Source organism: Streptomyces brasiliensis, from assembly GCF_014647875.1.
GTDB classification, from domain to species: domain Bacteria; phylum Actinomycetota; class Actinomycetes; order Streptomycetales; family Streptomycetaceae; genus Streptomyces; species Streptomyces brasiliensis.
The window spans coordinates 89,531-107,632 of sequence record NZ_BMQA01000002.1; the positions used below are offsets into that span (position 1 = coordinate 89,531).

Annotated in this window: 15 protein-coding genes; 1 reads left to right on the forward strand and 14 read right to left on the reverse strand. The window is 71.2% G+C overall.

The genetic code is table 11. The features are described from left to right. Positions 1-16: 16 nt before the first annotated feature. A complete protein-coding gene (gene fmt / locus IEZ19_RS04010) occupies positions 17-949 on the reverse strand; it encodes a methionyl-tRNA formyltransferase (protein WP_189309582.1) in 933 nt (310 codons plus the stop codon). Positions 950-1,233: 284 nt separating this feature from the next. Between fmt and IEZ19_RS04015 the strand changes: the two genes are divergently transcribed. Then, a complete protein-coding gene (locus tag IEZ19_RS04015; protein WP_189309583.1) occupies positions 1,234-1,776 on the forward strand; it encodes a hypothetical protein in 543 nt (180 codons plus the stop codon). A 117-nt stretch (positions 1,777-1,893) separates the two neighbouring features. On the opposite strand, the gene IEZ19_RS04020 is transcribed toward IEZ19_RS04015, so the two are convergent. The 13 genes from IEZ19_RS04020 to IEZ19_RS04080 form a co-directional block, all read right to left on the reverse strand. Beyond that, positions 1,894-4,041 (reverse strand): primosomal protein N', encoded by a 2,148-nt coding sequence (locus IEZ19_RS04020; protein ID WP_189309584.1) that lies wholly within the window; start codon positions 4,039-4,041, stop codon positions 1,894-1,896. 424 nt (positions 4,042-4,465) lie between these two features. Next, positions 4,466-5,674 carry a methionine adenosyltransferase gene (metK, locus tag IEZ19_RS04025; RefSeq protein WP_189309585.1) on the reverse strand — a complete coding sequence of 403 codons (1,209 nt, stop codon included), beginning with the start codon at positions 5,672-5,674 and terminating at the stop codon, positions 4,466-4,468. A gap of 238 nt (positions 5,675-5,912) precedes the next feature. Then, positions 5,913-7,115, reverse strand: a complete 1,203-nt coding sequence (coaBC, locus tag IEZ19_RS04030) for a bifunctional phosphopantothenoylcysteine decarboxylase/phosphopantothenate--cysteine ligase CoaBC (protein WP_189309586.1) — start codon at positions 7,113-7,115, stop codon at positions 5,913-5,915. A 102-nt stretch (positions 7,116-7,217) separates the two neighbouring features. Then, entirely contained in the window at positions 7,218-7,490 is a 273-nt protein-coding gene (rpoZ, locus tag IEZ19_RS04035; protein WP_005319902.1) for a DNA-directed RNA polymerase subunit omega, read from the reverse strand. A gap of 53 nt (positions 7,491-7,543) precedes the next feature. Beyond that, on the reverse strand, positions 7,544-8,101 hold the full coding sequence (gene gmk, locus IEZ19_RS04040) for a guanylate kinase (protein ID WP_189309587.1): 558 nt from the start codon (positions 8,099-8,101) through the stop codon (positions 7,544-7,546). Positions 8,102-8,161: 60 nt separating this feature from the next. Then, the gene (locus tag IEZ19_RS04045; RefSeq protein WP_003977346.1) at positions 8,162-8,485 is read right to left on the reverse strand and encodes an integration host factor; all 324 of its coding nucleotides are present in this window, start codon (positions 8,483-8,485) and stop codon (positions 8,162-8,164) included. Between the two features lie 299 nt (positions 8,486-8,784). Next, the gene (pyrF, locus tag IEZ19_RS04050; protein WP_189309588.1) at positions 8,785-9,630 is read right to left on the reverse strand and encodes an orotidine-5'-phosphate decarboxylase; all 846 of its coding nucleotides are present in this window, start codon (positions 9,628-9,630) and stop codon (positions 8,785-8,787) included. Then, complete coding sequence (locus tag IEZ19_RS04055) at positions 9,627-10,733, reverse strand: quinone-dependent dihydroorotate dehydrogenase (protein WP_189309589.1); 1,107 nt, start codon at positions 10,731-10,733, stop codon at positions 9,627-9,629. Before IEZ19_RS04055 ends, pyrF begins: the two co-directional genes overlap by 4 nt. A 56-nt stretch (positions 10,734-10,789) precedes the next feature. After that, a complete protein-coding gene (gene carB, locus IEZ19_RS04060) occupies positions 10,790-14,101 on the reverse strand; it encodes a carbamoyl-phosphate synthase large subunit (protein WP_189309590.1) in 3,312 nt (1,103 codons plus the stop codon). Then, positions 14,094-15,239: a glutamine-hydrolyzing carbamoyl-phosphate synthase small subunit gene (gene carA / locus IEZ19_RS04065; protein ID WP_189309591.1), complete on the reverse strand. Its 1,146-nt coding sequence runs from the start codon at positions 15,237-15,239 to the stop codon at positions 14,094-14,096. Before carA ends, carB begins: the two co-directional genes overlap by 8 nt. After that, complete coding sequence (locus IEZ19_RS04070; protein ID WP_189309592.1) at positions 15,236-15,814, reverse strand: PH-like domain-containing protein; 579 nt, start codon at positions 15,812-15,814, stop codon at positions 15,236-15,238. Before IEZ19_RS04070 ends, carA begins: the two co-directional genes overlap by 4 nt. Then, on the reverse strand, positions 15,811-17,097 hold the full coding sequence (locus IEZ19_RS04075) for a dihydroorotase (protein WP_189309593.1): 1,287 nt from the start codon (positions 17,095-17,097) through the stop codon (positions 15,811-15,813). Before IEZ19_RS04075 ends, IEZ19_RS04070 begins: the two co-directional genes overlap by 4 nt. Further along, positions 17,094-18,083 (reverse strand): aspartate carbamoyltransferase catalytic subunit, encoded by a 990-nt coding sequence (locus tag IEZ19_RS04080; RefSeq protein WP_189309594.1) that lies wholly within the window; start codon positions 18,081-18,083, stop codon positions 17,094-17,096. Before IEZ19_RS04080 ends, IEZ19_RS04075 begins: the two co-directional genes overlap by 4 nt. Between the last annotated feature and the right edge of the window lie 19 nt (positions 18,084-18,102).

Here is an 18,102-nt window from a genome sequence, read left to right on the forward strand (position 1 = left end):
CCCGCCCGGCGGGACGTCAGCCGCCGAGGGTCTCGCCGGGCGCGACCCGCACCCCGCGCGCCCAGTCCGCGGCACGCATCGGCTTCTTGCCCTGGGCCTGCACCCACAGCAGCTCCACAGCGTACGACCCGGTCCCCACGTGCACGCTGTTCTTGCCGACGGCCGGCTGCCCCGGCGCGAGGTCGGTGCGCTCGGGCACGGGCGCGACGTGGACGAGCTTGAGCCGCTCGCCGCGGAACGTGGTCCAGGCGCCGGGGGCGGGCGTGCAGCCGCGCACCACGCGGTCGACGCGGAGGGCCGGTGCGGTCCAGTCGATCCGGGCGTCCTCGACGGTGATCTTCGGAGCGAGGGTGATCCCCTCGGTGGGCTGCGGCACTGCCTTCAGGTTCCCGTCCTCGATGCCGTCCATGGTGGCGGCGAGCAGCCCGGCACCGGCGAAGGCGAGCCGCGTCAGCAGGTCGCCGCTGGTGTCGGTGGGCCGGATCTCCTCGGTGACGGTGCCGTAGACGGGGCCCGAGTCGAGCCCCTCCTCGATCAGGAAGGTCGAGGCCCCGGTGATCTCGTCGCCCGCCATGATCGCGTGCTGCACGGGCGCGGCGCCGCGCCAGGCGGGCAGCAGCGAGAAGTGCAGATTGACCCAGCCGTGGGCGGGGACGTCCAGAGCGACGCGGGGCAGCAGCGCGCCGTAGGCGACGACGGGACAGCAGTCCGGCGCGATCCCCTTCAACCGCTCCAGGAACTCCGGATCCCTCGGCTTGAGGGGCTTCAGCACCTCGATCCCGGCCTCCTCGGCCCGCTCGGCCACGGGAGACGCGACCAGCCTGCGCCCGCGCCCGGCCGGCGCGTCGGGCCGCGTGACGACGGCGGCCACCTCGTGCCGCCCGGAGGTGATGAGAGCGTCCAGAGCGGGAACGGCGACCTCGGGGGTACCGGCGAAGACGAGCTTCATGGGTGGGGTGGAGCCTCTCGGGCGGGGACGACTGGCGGGCAGCCCCCAAGTCTATGACCACGAACGGAAAACCGACGACGGCGAACAACCCCCACAGAAAAGGGCAACTGTTCGACCACTGGAAACGGGTGGTGCACAGGTGGGCGAACCGGCGTACGCGAACCCCCACGCGCCCCCTCCCCGTTACCAGCGGAGCGCACACGCGTTGGTCAAGGAAGAGTTGACCGCAACCGGGCCGCTTTCGCGGCCCTATTCCTTTCAACGCCGGTTCGAGAGGCTTGTTCATGGCCGAACACGCAACCCACGACGCCCAGGCCCGGGCCAGCCTGCACTTGCTGGTGCGGGACATCGAGCGGGTCCGCCGGCAGGTGGACGCGCTGCGCACGCTCACCGCCCAGTTGGGCAACGTCTACCGCCCGCGCCGCTCCGGCCCCTCCACGGGCTTCGTCGTGTACGGACGTGCCCCCGCCCCGACGGTCCGTCTCGCCCAGGAACTCCGGGACAGTGTCGAAACGCTGGTCACCGCTGCGGTGGACTTCGACCGCTCACTGGGCTTCTCGTGGGACGCGGTGGGCTCCGCCCTCGGGGTCACCAAGCAGGCGGTGCACCGCCGTTACGGCGCCCGCCGCGCCGCCGCCCAGGCGGCCGCGGAGGCCGAGCGCGCGACGGAGCCGTCGGGGACCCGCACGGTCAATGCGAGCACCGGCCTTCCCGCGGTGCCGACGGTTCCCGCGGCCCGCTCCATGCCGACTCAGCCGACCGCGAGCAGCCCGACGCTCCGCGAAGAAGTCCGGCCGACTGCCTTTCCCGGCCCCCGTAACGGCTGACGCCCTCTCACCCTGCCCTCCCGGCAGACCCCGGGAGGACAGCCGCATACCGGGCGAAGGCCGGCCCCATGCCGACACCCCGACGCCGGCCGAAGCCGCCCGCTCCCGTCGGCAGCCTCAGCCGATGTCCGGCGGGTCGATCCGTACCCGTACGGCCTCTCCGCCCCCTCGTGCCATCCGTGCGGCCTGAGCCGTCTTCAGTGCGGCGGCCAGTGCGGAGCCGCTGCCGGGTGGGACGCGGATCAGTGCTCGCTCCCAGTGCTCCCCCGGTGGCGGCGCGCCGGGACGGCGAGGCCGCCCGGACTGTGTGGCCGGCACTGGCACGGGGCCCAACACCTCGGCGTCGGGCGGCAGTTCGACCGTCCCCAGGAAATCCGCCACCGCCTGTGCCGGACCCGACACGGCCGCCATCCGGGACACCGGCGGGAACCCCAGTTCGGCCCGCTCGGCCAGCTCGCGCACCGCATGCCCGACCGGGTCCCAGCGCACCAGCGCCTGCACGGGCCGCAGGGTCGGCTCGGCGACGACGACCACGGTGCCCCGCTCCCCCTGCGGCCGGACCAGCGCACAGGCCGCGATCCACCGACGCAACGCGTCCTCGCCCGCCCGCAGATCCGGCCGTCCGAGCATGGCCCAGCCGTCCAGCAGCAGGGCCGCCGCATAGCCGCCCTCGGCCTCCGGTTCGGCGCCCGGTGTGCTCACGACCAGCGCGGGCGCCCCCGGCACGGTGTCCAGCACATGCTCGCGCCCCGAGGTCCGCACCGGTACGGCGGGAAACGCCCGCCCCAGCTCCTCGGCCGTCCGCCGGGCCCCCACCACTTGCGCCCGCAGCCGGTACGACCCGCACTCCGGGCAGTGCCACGCGTTCTCCTCGCGCCCACACCATCCGCACCGCAACGCCCCGGCGTCCCGCGCCTCCAGCGGCCCGGAGCAGTGCCGGCATCGCGCGGGCGCCCGGCACTGCGCGCAGGCCATGCGCGGCACGTACCCCCGCCGCGGCACCTGCACCAGGACCGGGCCGTGCTTGAGCCCTTCCCTGACGACCTGCCAGGCGAGCGTCGGCAGCCGGGCAGCCCGGGCGGCCTCGTCCCGCGCGAGATCGCCGTCCCCCACGGTCCGCACGAGCGGCGCGGCCCGTCGCACCTGCTCGCGCCCGGCGACCAGGGGCCGCGCCCAGCCGCTCTCCACGAGCTGCGCCGCCTCGACGGTGCAACTCCAACTCCCCAGCAAAAAGGCGCACTTGTCCTGGGCGGCCCGCAGCAGCAGCACGTCCCGGGCATGCGGCTGCGGGGCGTGCTGCTCGCTGTGGCTGTCGTCCCCGTCGTCCCAGATCGCGACGAGCCCCAGGTCCCGCACCGGTGCGAACATGGCGGCCCGCGTCCCGACGACGGCCCGTACGGACCCGCGTGACACGGCGAGCCACTGTGCGTAGCGCTTCTCGGGTCCCGCGTCGGCGGTGAGCAGCGCGTGCCGTCCCGCGCCGAGCAGCGCGATCAGCGCGGCGTCGACCCGGGCGGCGGCCCGCCCGTCCGGTACGACGACGAGCGCGCCTCGTCCCGAGGCGAGCGTCGCGGCCACGGCCCGCGCCAGCTCGTCGCTCCACCGCGGTCCCGGCAACGCGTTCCACACGGCACGGGGCGCACCGCCGGAGGCCAGCGACTCGAGGAAGGCGGCCCCTCTCTCGTACCGGACCCACGACCCGGGGTCCGGCGCCGCCGGCGGTGGCAGCGGTGCGGGCGACGGCCGCTGCTCGGCCCGTGCGCTGCGTGGCGGCACTGCGAGCTGCAGCACGTCGGCGAGGCTCCCGGCGTACCGGTCGGCGACAGCCCGCGCGAGCCCCAGCAGTTCCTCACCGAGCACAGGCTCCGGGGAGACGACCTGGGCCAGCGCGGCCAGCGGTCCGGAGTAGTCGGACTCGGCCCGCCGCTCGACGAGGAATCCGTCGATGAGCCCGCCGCCCTCGCGGCGTCCCTCCCGCACCCGGCCCCGCCCGGCACCGAAGCGCACCCGCACGCGCACCCCGGGCTGCGCCTGTTCGTCCAGCTCCTCAGGGACGGCGTAGTCGAAGTACCGGTCGAGATGGAGCACGCCCTTGTCGACGAGCACCCGCGCGACAGGCAGGTCCTTGGCGAGCGCGGCTCCCCGCCAGGTCCGGGGCTTCGCCCGCGGCACCTTGGCCTCCCGCACGCTCTCCCGGATGAGCGCGAGCTGCTCCGGCGGCGCCCCTTCGGCCCCGCCGTCCGCCTGCCCGTTCTCACTGCTCACGCTTGCATTCTTACCAAACGGGACCGACAGCCGACGCCGCCCGAGATCACTCCGGCCGCGGACCGCCGTACGCGGCGCTTCCGCCTCGGGCCGCTCGGCCGTACCGGCCCCGGGACCGGCAGCAGGATTCGAACCTGCGAGGGGGTGACCCGGAAGGAAGTATCCGTGGCCCGCGCACCGGGCGGCGCCGGTCTCCCGGGATCCGTTCGGCGCGGCGACGCACAACCGAGTTTCACCGCACGCACGAAGCGCACTCCACCGACGTAACCGCGGCCTGCGCACCGGGAGATCACCAGGCCGGGAAGCCGCGCCCCGCGTCCGCCACCGGAATAGCCCCGCACCCGCCACCCGAAGCCCGAGAAACGCCGAGACCCGGCCCCCGAAGGGAGACCGGGCCTCGGTGAGAGAGCCGTGCTGCGGTGACTTACAGCCCCACGGCCGCGCGCAGGGCGTCCACTCGGTCCGTGCGCTCCCACGTGAAGTCGGGCAGCTCGCGGCCGAAGTGGCCGTACGCCGCGGTCTGGGCGTAGATCGGGCGGAGCAGGTCGAGGTCGCGGATGATGGCGGCCGGACGGAGGTCGAAGACCTCGTCGATCGCCTTCTCGATCTTCTCGTGGTCGATCTTGGCGGTGCCGAAGGTCTCGACGAAGAGACCGACCGGCTCGGCCTTGCCGATCGCGTAGGCGACCTGCACCTCGCAGCGGGAGGCAAGGCCCGCGGCGACGATGTTCTTCGCGACCCAGCGCATCGCGTACGCGGCCGAGCGGTCCACCTTGGACGGGTCCTTGCCGGAGAAGGCGCCGCCGCCGTGACGGGCCATGCCGCCGTACGTGTCGATGATGATCTTGCGGCCGGTGAGGCCGGCGTCGCCCATCGGGCCGCCGATCTCGAAACGGCCGGTCGGGTTGACCAGCAGGCGGTAGCCCTCGGTGTCCAGCTTGATGCCCTCGTCCAGCAGGGCCTTCAGCTCGGGCTCCACCACGAACTCACGGACGTCGGGGGCGAGCAGCGACTCCAGGTCGATGTCGCTCGCGTGCTGCGAGGAGACGACGACGGTGTCGAGACGGACGGCCTTGTCGCCGTCGTACTCGATGGTGACCTGCGTCTTGCCGTCGGGGCGAAGGTAGGGGATCGTGCCGTTCTTGCGGACCTCGGAGAGGCGCTTGGACAGACGGTGCGCCAGGAAGATCGGCAGCGGCATCAGCGTCGGCGTCTCGTCCGTCGCGTAGCCGAACATCAGGCCCTGGTCGCCCGCGCCCTGCTTGTCCAGCTCGTCCTCGTCGCCCTCGACCCGGGACTCGTAGGCCGTGTCGACACCCTGGGCGATGTCCGGCGACTGCGCGCCGATCGACACCGAGACGCCGCAGGAGGCGCCGTCGAAGCCCTTCTTCGACGAGTCGTAGCCGATCTCGAGGACCTTGTTCCGGACCAGCGTCGCGATGTCCGCGTACGTCTTGGTCGTGACCTCGCCGGCCACGTGCACCAGGCCGGTGGTGATCAGCGTCTCGACGGCGACCCGGGAGGTCGGGTCCTCGCGCAGAAGCGCGTCGAGAATGGTGTCGCTGATCTGGTCAGCGATCTTGTCGGGGTGACCCTCGGTCACGGACTCCGAGGTGAACAGGCGACGGGACACAACGCTCCCTGGGGTTGCAGCGGCTGCTGGCTGATCATTGGTGGACGACACGGGAGCTGCGCCCGACGTCGTCCGCGAACAGTTTATCGGTCGCTCTCGGCCGCGGGCCCACCTGTCTCGCCTCTCGGGAGCGCTGTGCTCTGCGGCACGGGCATTCTGCCCTTTGGCCTGCGGCGTTGACCAGAGCCGCCACGCGACTATGTCGTCTTCCACAGGACCGTCGGACGACCGGCACACATCAGGTCAGACGGTGCCCGACCAGGTCCCATACGACCTCGGCGAGAGCCTCCTTCGGGCCGTGCGGTACGGGCGTTTCACTGCCGTCCGCTCCCAGCACGACCGCCTCGTTCTCCTCGGAGCCGAACGTCTTGCGCTCCCCCACCTCGTTCACCACGAGGAGGTCGCACCCCTTGCGTGCCAGTTTCACCCGGCCGTTGGCGAGGACGTCGTCCGTCTCCGCGGCGAAGCCGACGATCACCTGTCCGGGCCGCGCCCGGTCGGCCGAGATCTCCGCGAGGATGTCGGGATTCCGCACGAGGACGATGGGCGCGGGGTCCTGGTCGTCCTTCTTCTTGATCTTCCCGGACGCGTAGGCCGCGGGGCGGAAGTCGGCCACCGCTGCCGCCATGACCACGGCGTCGGCGTCGGCGGCTGCCTTGAGCATCGCCTCGCGCAACTGGACCGCCGTGCCGACCTGGACGACGTCGACGCCGGCCGGGTCCGGGAGGCCGGTGTTCGCCGCGACCAGCGTGACGCGGGCACCGCGCGCGGCCGCCGTGCGCGCGAGGGCGTAGCCCTGCTTGCCGGAGGAGCGGTTGCCGAGGAAGCGGACCGGGTCGAGGGGCTCGCGGGTGCCGCCGGCGGAGACGACGACGTGCCGGCCCTTCAAGTCGGGCTCCGTGACCCCGCGGGCGAGCACCCGGCGGCAGACCTCGAAGATCTCGACGGGGTCGGGCAGCCGGCCCTTGCCGGTGTCGACGCCGGTGAGGCGGCCGACGGCCGGTTCGATGACTATGGCGCCGCGGCGGCGCAGGGTCGCGACGTTCTCCTGGGTGGCCGGGTGCTCCCACATCTCCGTGTGCATCGCGGGGGCGAAGACGACGGGACAGCGTGCCGTGAGGAGGGTGTTCGTGAGGAGGTCGTCGGCGAGACCGTGCGCCGCCCTGGCGAGCGTGTCGGCCGTCGCCGGGGCCACGACGACCAGGTCGGCGTGCTGGCCGATGCGGACGTGCGGAACCTCGTGGACGTCGTCCCAGACCTCGGTGGAGACGGGGTTGCCGGAGAGGGCGGACCAGGTGGCGGCGCCGACGAAGTGCAGCGCGGAGGCGGTGGGCACCACGCGTACGTCGTGGCCCGATTCCGTGAACCTTCTCAGCAGCTCACAGGCCTTGTAGGCGGCGATGCCGCCGCTGACCCCCAGTACAACCCTCGGCTTGTCCACCGTGTCTCCCCGGACTCGAATGACGTACGGCTCCATGACACACCACAGGCCCGGCAGCATGACTGCCGGGCCTGTGGACAAGTCAACCGCGTTCCGAAATTACTACTGCGCGGGGCCCTCGATGGCCTCGGAGGTCAGCAGACCGGCGTTGATCTCGCGCAGGGCGATCGAAAGCGGCTTCTCGTGCACGTGGGTGTCGACGAGCGGACCGACGTACTCGAGGAGGCCCTCGCCGAGCTGCGAGTAGTACGCGTTGATCTGGCGGGCACGCTTGGCCGCGTAGATCACGAGGCTGTACTTCGAGTCGGTGGCCTCGAGGAGCTCGTCGATCGGCGGGTTGATGATGCCCTCGGGCGCGGTGATGGAAGAGGACACGCTCTACCTTCCGATGGGTGGAAAAGAATCAATCATCGTGATCACAGTCACGATCACACAACGTCCATCAAGGCTAGCAGCTCGCGCGCCACGTCCTCGACGGAGGTGTTGACCAAGGTCACGTCGAACTCCGGCTCCGCGGCCAGCTCGATCGTGGCCGCCTCCAGACGGCGCTCGATCACCTCGGGCGGTTCGGTGCCCCGGCCGGTGAGCCTGCGCACGAGCTCCTCCCAGGAGGGAGGAGCCAGGAACACGAGGTAGGCCTCCGGCATGGACTCGCGGACCTGCCGGGCGCCCTGGAGGTCGATCTCCAGGAGGACGGGCTCACCCGCCTCCAGGCGGTCCAGCACGGCCGCACGCGGCGTGCCGTAGCGATTGCCGGCGAATTCCGCCCACTCCAGCAGCTCGCCGTTGGCGATCAGCTTGTCCATCTCTTCGTCGGTGACGAAGAAGTAGTGGACTCCGTGCCTCTCGCCCGGGCGCGGCTTGCGGGTGGTCGCCGACACCGAGAGCCAGACCCCGGGGTGTTCCTTGCGCATATGGGCGACGACCGTGCTCTTCCCGACCCCGGAGGGGCCGGAGAGCACGGTCAGCCGCGGACGTTCACTCATGCAGCGATTATTCCAGCAATCCCGGAGTGTCCGGGACGCCGATCCCGCAGGAGCCGGTACTCAGGAACCGGTGCTGCCGAACTCGCGCTCCAGGGAGGCGATCTGGTTGGAACCGAGACCACGCACACGGCGACTCTCGGAGATCCCGAGTCGCTCCATGATCTGCTTGGCGCGGACCTTGCCCACGCCCGGCAGAGACTCGAGCAGGGCGGAGACCTTCATCTTGCCGATGACGTCGTTCTCCTGGCCCTGCTTGATGACCTCGTGCAGGGAGGCGCCGGAGTGCTTGAGTCGATTCTTGACCTCGGCCCGCTCCCGGCGAGCCGCGGCGGCCTTTTCGAGCGCGGCTGCGCGCTGTTCAGGGGTAAGGGGCGGAAGAGCCACGCCTACGTCACCTCGGATGTCGAACTGTCGGATACGGACCGGTGAGGAACCTAGTCGCCCCACACCTGGGGAGCTACGAGCAACACGCTGCCCGTTCTCCCCCACTGCCTTAAGTGGCGTGGGAGGTGCCCCCACTGCTCGGAGACTAGCGGGCAAGTGCGCCAGAGTCAGCGAGAACAGCGGAAAAGTCCTGGTCAGCCTCCGCCAGGTCGGACATTTCAGACATATTGCCCCGGATTTGAGCCTCTATTAAGACTCGCGTCGTCCTGGTAGCGCTCCCGCACACACCCACGGCGGACTCAGCCGGCGGCCACGGCGGCCCGGATCTCCTCCGCGAAACGCTCCGCCGACGCCCGCAGCGCCCCGACGTCGGGACCGTGACGCAGAACACCCCGGCTGACGTTCGGCACGACATTGCGGACGGCTGCTCCGAAGACCCCCGGGAGATCGGCGGGCGTCGCTCCCTGGGCACCGATCCCGGGCGCGAGGAGCGGACCGTTGATGTCGAGGCCGTAAGAGGACAGGTCGCCCAGCGTCGCGCCGACGACCGCACCGAAGGAGCCCAGCGGCTCCTCCCCCGCGTTCTCGGCCGCCAGGTGCGCCAGCATGGTCGCGCCGACGTTCCTGCCGTCGGCGCGGACCGCGTGCTGGACCTCCCCGCCCTCGGGGTTGGACGTCAGCGCCAGCACGAACAGGCCCGCGCCGCTCTCCCGCGCCAGCGTGACGGCTGGGCTCAGCGAGCCGTAGCCGAGATACGGTGAGACGGTCAGGGCGTCCGAGAACAGCGGGGCGTCCTTGCGCAGGAAGGCCTCGGCGTAGGCGGCCATGGTCGAGCCGATGTCGCCGCGCTTGGCGTCCATGACGACCAGGGCACCGGCCGCGCGCGCCTCCTGGACGCATGTCTCCAGGACGGCGAGACCGCGCGAGCCGAAGCGCTCGAAGAACGCGCTCTGCGGCTTGAGGACGGCGACCCGGTCGGCCATGGCCTCGACGACCGTGCGGCTGAACCGCTCGAGACCCGCGACGTCGTCGTTCAGACCCCACTCGGCGAGCAAAGAAGCGTGCGGGTCGATGCCGACGCACAGCGGGCCGCGCTCGTCCATGGCGTGGCGCAGCCGGGCGCCGAAGGGCTCGTACGAGGTCATGCGGGCTTCCTCACATCGGCGCCGACCGCGTCGGCGAGGGTGGCGTAGGGGCTGGTGCGCAGGCGGGCGGCGAGGCCCTTGTGGATGGCGCGGCCCCAGAAGGGACCCTGGTAGATGAAGGCGCTGTAGCCCTGGACCAGGGTGGCGCCGGCCAGGATCCGCTGCCAGGCGTCCTCGGCGTTCTCGATGCCGCCGACCCCCACCAGGGTGATCCGGTCGCCCACGCGCGCGTACAGGCGGCGCAGCACCTCCAGGGAGCGGGCCTTGAGCGGGGCGCCGGACAGGCCGCCGGTCTCCTTGACGAGGGAGGGCGAGGACCGCAGTCCGAGTCCCTCCCGCTCGATGGTGGTGTTCGTGGCGATGATCCCGTCCAGGCCGAGTTCGACGGCCAGGTCGGCGACGGCGTCCACGTCCTCGTCGGCGAGGTCGGGGGCGATCTTCACCAGCAGGGGGACTCGGCGGCCGGTGACCGTGCGGTCGGCCGCCTCGCGCACGGCGGTCAGCAGCGGCCGCAGCGCCTCGGTGGCCTGCAGGTTCCGCAGTCCGGGAGTGTTCGGGGAGGAGACGTTGACGACCAGGTAGTCCGCGTACGGCGCCAGGCGCTCGGCGGACTTCACGTAGTCGCGGACGGCCCCCTCCTCCGGGACGACCTTGGTCTTGCCGATGTTGACGCCCACAACCGTCCTGAACACCGGCTCACGGGTGGCGAGGCGGGCGGCGACGACCAGGGAGCCCTCGTTGTTGAAGCCCATGCGGTTGATCAGGGCCCGGTCGGCGACGAGCCGGAACAGCCGCTTCCTGGGATTGCCGGGCTGCGGCTCGCCGGTCACGGTGCCGATCTCGACGTGGTCGAAGCCGAGCATCGCCATGCCGTCGATCGCGACGGCGTTCTTGTCGAAGCCGGCGGCGAGCCCGAAGGGACCGTGCATGCGCAGGCCGAACGCCTCCGTGCGCAGTTCCTTGTGACGGGGGGCGAGGGCGGCGGCGACGAAGGTGCGCAGCACGGGGATGCGGACGGCGAGCCGGATCCAGCGGAAGGCGAGATGGTGCGCCTTCTCGGGGTCCATCCGTGTGAAAACCAGACGGAAGAAGATCTTGTACATGTCTCAGAGTCCTCGTACAGAGGGGGACACCGTTTCCGGTGTCCCCCTCAGGGCTGCTAGTCGCGGGCCGCGGTCAGGTGCTCCGCGTGTTCCTGGAGTGAACGGACGCCCACGTCGCCGTGGTTGAGGGCGTCGATGCCCTGGACCGCCGCGGCGAGCGCCTGGACCGTCGTCAGGCACGGCACGGAGCGGGCCACCGCGGCCGTACGGATGTCGTAGCCGTCGAGGCGGCCGCCGGTGCCGTACGGGGTGTTGACGATGAGGTCGACCTCGCCGTCGTGGATGAGCTGGACGATGGTCTTCTCGCCGTTCGGGCCGGTGCCCTCGGACTGCTTGCGCACGACCGTGGCGTTGATGCCGTTGCGCTTGAGCACCTCGGCCGTACCGGACGTGGCCAGCAGCTCGAAGCCGTGGGCGACCAGCTCGCGTGCAGGGAAGATCATCGAGCGCTTGTCGCGGTTGGCGACCGAGATGAACGCGCGGCCCTTGGTGGGCAGCGGGCCGTAGGCGCCGGCCTGGGACTTGGCGTACGCCGTGCCGAAGACGGAGTCGATGCCCATGACCTCGCCGGTGGAGCGCATCTCCGGGCCGAGGACGGTGTCGACGCCGCGGCCCTGGATGTCGCGGAAGCGCGACCACGGCATCACGGCCTCCTTGACGGAGATCGGCGCGTCCAGCGGCAGTTCGCCGCCGTCGCCGGTCGCCGGGAGCAGTCCCTCGGCGCGCAGTTCGGCGATGGTCGCGCCCAGCGAGATGCGGGCGGCGGCCTTCGCCAGCGGCACCGCGGTCGCCTTCGAGGTGAAGGGGACCGTACGCGAGGCGCGCGGGTTGGCCTCCAGGACGTAGAGGATGTCGCCCGCCATCGCGAACTGGATGTTGATCAGCCCGCGCACCCCGACGCCCTTCGCGATCGCCTCGGTGGAGGCGCGCAGGCGCTTGATGTCGAAGCCGCCGAGCGTGATCGGGGGCAGGGCGCACGCCGAGTCGCCGGAGTGGATGCCGGCCTCCTCGATGTGCTCCATGACGCCGCCGAGGTACAGCTCCTCGCCGTCGTAGAGGGCGTCGACGTCGATCTCGATGGCGTCGTCGAGGAAGCGGTCGACGAGGACCGGCCGGGAGGGGCTGATCTCGGTCGACTCGGCGATGTAGGAGGCGAGGCGGGTCTCGTCGTACACGATCTCCATGCCGCGCCCGCCGAGGACGTACGACGGCCGCACGAGGACCGGGTAGCCGATCTCGTCGGCGATGGCCTTGGCCTCGGCGAACGTGGTGGCCGTGCCGTGCTTGGGGGCCGGCAGGCCGGCCTCGGCGAGGACCCGGCCGAAGGCGCCGCGGTCCTCGGCGGCGTGGATCGCCTCGGGCGACGTGCCCACGACCGGCACGCCGTTGTCCTTCAGCGCCTGCGACAGACCGAGCGGGGTCTGGCCGCCGAGCTGCACGACGACGCCCGCGATCGGGCCGGCCAGCGACTCGGCGTGGACGATCTCCAGCACGTCCTCGAGCGTCAGCGGCTCGAAGTACAGGCGGTCGGAGGTGTCGTAGTCCGTGGAGACGGTCTCCGGGTTGCAGTTGACCATCACGGTCTCGTACCCGGCGTCGCTCAGCGCGAAGGACGCGTGGACGCAGGAGTAGTCGAACTCGATGCCCTGGCCGATGCGGTTGGGCCCGGAGCCCAGGATGATCACCGCGGGCTTCTCGCGGCGCGCGACCTCGGTCTCCTCGTCGTAGGAGGAGTAGAAGTACGGCGTCCTCGCGGCGAACTCGGCGGCGCAGGTGTCGACCGTCTTGTAGACCGGGCGGATGCCGACCGCGTGCCGGACCTCACGGACGACGTCCTCGCGCAGGCCGCGGATCTCGGCGATCTGCTGGTCGGAGAAGCCGTGCCGCTTGGCCTCGGCGAGCAGCTCGGACGTCAGCTCCGGGGCCTCGGCCAGCTCGTCGGCGATCTCCTTGATCAGGAAGAGCTGGTCGACGAACCAGGGATCGATCTTCGTGGCCTCGAAGACCTCGTCCTGCGTGGCGCCCGCGCGGATCGCCTGCATGACCGTGTTGACCCGGCCGTCGGTGGGCCGTACGGCCTCGCGCAGCAGCTCGTCCTTGTCACCCGGGTCGCCGACGAACGTGAACTGGCTGCCCTTCTTCTCCAGCGAGCGCAGCGCCTTCTGGAAGGCCTCGGGGAAGTTGCGGCCGATGGCCATGGCCTCGCCGACCGACTTCATGGTGGTCGTCAGCGTGGAGTCGGCCTGCGGGAACTTCTCGAAGGCGAAACGGGGGGCCTTCACGACCACGTAGTCGAGCGTCGGCTCGAAGGAGGCCGGGGTCTCCCGCGTGATGTCGTTCGGGATCTCGTCGAGGGTGTAGCCGACGGCGAGCTTGGCGGCGATCTTGGCGATCGGGAAGCCGGTCGCCTTGGAGGCGAGCGCCGAGGACCGCGACACACGGGGGTTCATCTCGATGACGATCACGCGACCGTCCTCGGGGTTCACCGCGAACTGGATGTTGCAGCCGCCGGTGTCGACACCGACCTCGCGGATCACAGCGATGCCGATGTCCCGCAGGATCTGGTACTCGCGGTCCGTCAGCGTCATCGCCGGGGCGACAGTGATGGAGTCGCCGGTGTGCACGCCCATCGGGTCGAAGTTCTCGATGGAGCAGACGACCACGACGTTGTCGTGCTTGTCGCGCATCAGCTCCAGCTCGTACTCCTTCCAGCCGAGGATGGACTCCTCCAGGAGCACCTCGGTGGTCGGGGAGAGCGTGAGGCCCTGCCCGGCGATGCGGCGCAGCTCCTCCTCGTCGTGCGCGAAGCCGGAGCCGGCGCCGCCCATGGTGAAGGACGGGCGGACGACGACGGGGTAGCCGCCGCCGAGCTGCTCGACGCCCGCGAGGACCTCGTCCATGGAGTGGCAGATGACCGAGCGGGCCGACTCGCCGTGCCCGATCTTCTGCCGCACGGCCTCCACGACGACCTTGAACTGGTCGCGGTCCTCGCCCTTGTGGATGGCCTCGACGTTGGCGCCGATCAGTTCGACGCCGTACTTGTCGAGGACGCCGTTCTCGTGCAGCGAGATCGCGGTGTTGAGGGCGGTCTGGCCGCCCAGGGTGGGCAGCAGGGCGTCCGGGCGCTCCTTGGCGATGATCTTCTCGACGAACTCGGGAGTGATCGGCTCGACGTAGGTGGCGTCGGCGATCTCCGGGTCGGTCATGATCGTCGCCGGGTTGGAGTTGACCAGGACGACCCGCAGGCCCTCGGCGCGCAGGACGCGGCACGCCTGCGTGCCGGAGTAGTCGAACTCGGCGGCCTGGCCGATGACGATCGGGCCGGAGCCGATGACCAGGACGGACTGGATATCGGTGCGCTTAGGCACGCTGGCCCTCCATCAGGGAAACGAAGCGGTCGAACAGGTAGGCGGCGTCGTGCGGGCCCGCTGCCGCTTCGGGGTGGTACTGGACGGAGAAGGCCGGCTGGTCGAGCAGCCGCAGCCCCTCCACCACGTCGTCGTTGAGGCAGACGTGGGAGACCTCGGCGCGGCCGAACGGCGTCTCGCTGACCTGGTCGAGCGGCGCGTCGACGGCGAAGCCGTGGTTGTGTGCGGTGACCTCGACCTTGCCGGTCGTACGGTCCTGGACCGGCTGGTTGATGCCGCGGTGCCCGTACTTCAGCTTGTAGGTGCCGAAGCCCAGGGCGCGGCCCAGGATCTGGTTGCCGAAGCAGATGCCGAACAGTGGCGTCTTGCGCTTCAGAACGGCCGTCATGAGCGCGACCGGGCCGTCCGCGGTGGCCGGGTCGCCGGGTCCGTTGGAGAAGAAGACTCCGTCGGGCGCGACGGCGTACACGTCCTCCTCGGTCGCGGTCGCCGGCAGCACGTGCACCTCTATGCCGCGCTCGGCCATGCGGTGCGGGGTCATGCCCTTGATGCCGAGGTCGACGGCGACGACGGTGAAACGCTTCTCACCGATCGCCGGGACGACGTACGCCTCCTGGGTCGCGACCTCCTCGTAGAGGCTCGCGCCCTTCATGGGCGGCTGTGCCTGCACGCGCGCGAGGAGCTCGGGCTCGGCGGCGCCGGTGAGCACAGCGCCGGAGAAGATCCCGGCGCGCATCGATCCGCGCTCGCGCAGATGGCGGGTGAGGGCGCGGGTGTCGATGCCGGAGATGCCGACGACGTTCTGCGCGACCAGCTCGTCGTCCAGGGAGCGCCTGGCCCGCCAGTTGGACGGCACGCGCGCGGGGTCCCGCACGACGTAGCCGGAGACCCAGATGCGGCTCGACTCGTCGTCCTCGTCGTTCCAGCCCGTGTTGCCGATCTGCGGGGCGGTCGCGACGACGATCTGGCGGTCGTACGACGGGTCGGTCAGGGTCTCCTGGTAGCCGGTCATACCGGTGGAGAACACGGCCTCGCCGAAGGTCTCCCCCACGGCCCCGTAGGCGCGGCCGCGGAAGGTGCGGCCGTCCTCGAGGACGAGTACGGCGGGAACCTTGGCTCCCCTTGTGGAGGTCGTCATCGTTCGGCGCCTTCCGTGCTGGTTGTCTTGATCATGGAGTTGATGGCCTCGACCCACTCGGTGTGCTCGGCCGCGTGGTCGGAGCGGAAACCGGAGTCGATCAGCCTGTCGCCGTGCGCCCAGGTCACCACGAGCAGTCCGCCCTCGGTGAGGACCTTGCCCGCGATGCCCTTGTCGAGCCGGGCCCCGCGCAGTGCGGCGGCCGGGACGAAGAAGTCGGCCGCCCCGGGGCGTACGACGTCCAGGCCCTCGTCCGTCAGTGTGAGCTCGGCCAGGCTGCGGGTGCCGAGACCGTGCGCCACGATGCGGTCCAGCCACTGCCCGGCCGTCGTGGAGCCGTGGTAGCGGCCGCTCATGCTCAGTCTCGCCGGGCTGGTCTCCTCCGGCGCGCCGGGCAGCTCGGGCAGATCGCCCTGGAGCGTTCCGCGCCACTTCCAGCCCTCGCGCATCAGCCAGTAGACGAGCACGACGAAGAGGGCGAGTCCGACGAGCCAGCCGATGCGGGCGGCCCAGTCGGTGACCTCGGCCGACTTCTTCTCGACGGCGAGGTCTGTCAGTTGCTGCAGAGGTGTCACGTGAGCTTCCCGTCGACGAGCGTGGCCTTGCCCCGCAGCCACGTGTGCGTGACACGGCCCGGCAGCTCACGGCCCTCGTACGGGGTGTTGCGGCTGCGCGAGGCGAAGCCCGCGGGGTCCACCTCGCCACGGTATGCGGTGTCGACCAGGGTGAGGTTGGCGGGCTCGCCGACCGAGACGGGGCGTCCGTGGCCGTGGGCCCGGCCGATCCGCGCGGGCTTGACCGACATGCGGTCGGCGACACCGGCCCAGTCGAGCAGCCCGGTCTCCACCATCGTCTGCTGGACGACCGAGAGGGCGGTCTCCAGGCCGACCATGCCCATGGCGGCCGCCGCCCACTCGCAGTCCTTGTCCTCGTGCGGGTGGGGGGCGTGGTCGGTGGCGACGATGTCGATCGTGCCGTCGGCGAGCGCCTCGCGCAGGGCCATCACGTCGCGCTCGGTGCGCAGCGGCGGGTTGACCTTGTAGACCGGGTTGTACGTGCGCACCAGTTCGTCGGTGAGCAGGAGGTGGTGCGGGGTGACCTCGGCGGTGACGTCGATACCGCGGGACTTGGCCCAGCGGACGATCTCGACGGAACCGGCGGTGGAGAGGTGGCAGATGTGGACGCGGGAGCCGACGTGCTCGGCGAGCAGCACGTCGCGCGCGATGATCGACTCCTCGGCGACGGCGGGCCAGCCGCCCAGGCCCAGCTCGGCGGAGACGACACCCTCGTTCATCTGGGCGCCCTCGGTCAGCCGCGGCTCCTGTGCGTGCTGGGCGACGACGCCGCCGAAGGCCTTCACGTACTCCAGGGCGCGGCGCATGATCACGGCGTCGTCGACGCACTTGCCGTCGTCGGAGAAGACGGTGACCCCGGCGGCCGACTCGTGCATGGCGCCCAGCTCGGCGAGCTTCCTGCCCTCCAGGCCGACGGTGACGGCGCCGATGGGCTGCACGTCGCAGTAGCCGTGCTCCTGGCCGAGCCGGTAGACCTGCTCGACGACGCCGGCGGTGTCGGCGACCGGGAAGGTGTTGGCCATGGCGAACACGGCGGTGTAGCCGCCGCTCGCGGCAGCCCGGGTGCCGGTCAGCACGGTCTCGGAGTCCTCGCGGCCGGGCTCGCGCAGATGCGTGTGCAGGTCTACGAGCCCCGGCAGCAGCACCTTGCCGCCGGCCTCGACGGCCTCGGCGCCTTCGGCGGACAGTCCCACGCCCACCTCGGCGATCGTCTCGCCGTCGATCAGGACGTCCTGCGGTTCGCCGCCGAGCACCTTCGCACCACGGATCAGGGTCTTGCTCATCGGTCTTGCTTCTCCTCGTTGGTGCGGGCGTGGCTGACGGCGGGTTCGTTGCCGCCGAGCAGCAGGTACAGGACGGCCATCCGGATGGAGACTCCGTTGCCGACCTGCTCGACGACGGTGCAGCGGTCGGAGTCGGCGACCTCGGCGGTGATCTCCATACCGCGGACCATCGGCCCGGGGTGCATCACGATGGCGTGCTCGGGCATCTTCGCCATGCGCTCGCCGTCGAGGCCGTAACGCCGCGAGTACTCGCGCTCGGTCGGGAAGAACGCGGCATTCATCCGCTCGCGCTGGACGCGCAGCATCATCACCGCGTCGGACTTGGGCAGCGTGCTGTCGAGGTCGTACGACACCTCGCAGGGCCAGTGCTCGACGCCGACCGGCACGAGGGTGGGCGGGGCGACCAGGGTGACCTCGGCGCCGAGCGTGTGCAGCAGGTCGACGTTGGAGCGGGCGACGCGGCTGTGCAGGACGTCACCGACGATCGTGATGCGCTTGCCGGATAGGTCCTGCCCTATCCCGGCGTCCCGGCCGACGAGACGGCGGCGCATGGTGAACGCGTCGAGCAGGGCCTGGGTGGGGTGCTGGTGGGTGCCGTCACCGGCGTTGATGACGGCGGCGTCGATCCAGCCGGAGTTGGCCAGGCGGTACGGCGCTCCGGAGGCGCTGTGCCGGATGACGACGGCGTCGACGCCCATCGCCTCCAGGGTCTGCGCGGTGTCCTTCAGGGACTCGCCCTTGGAGACGCTCGACCCCTTGGCGGTGAAGTTGATGACGTCCGCGGAGAGCCGCTTCTCGGCGGCCTCGAAGGAGATCCGGGTCCGGGTCGAGTCCTCGAAGAAGAGGTTGACGACCGTGCGGCCGCGCAGGGTCGGCAGTTTCTTGATCGGCCGGTCGGCGACCCGGGCCATCTCCTCGGCGGTGTCGAGGATCAGGACGGCGTCGTCACGGGTGAGATCGGCGGCCGAGATGAGATGACGCTGCATCTGTCAGGCTCCGTAAGGC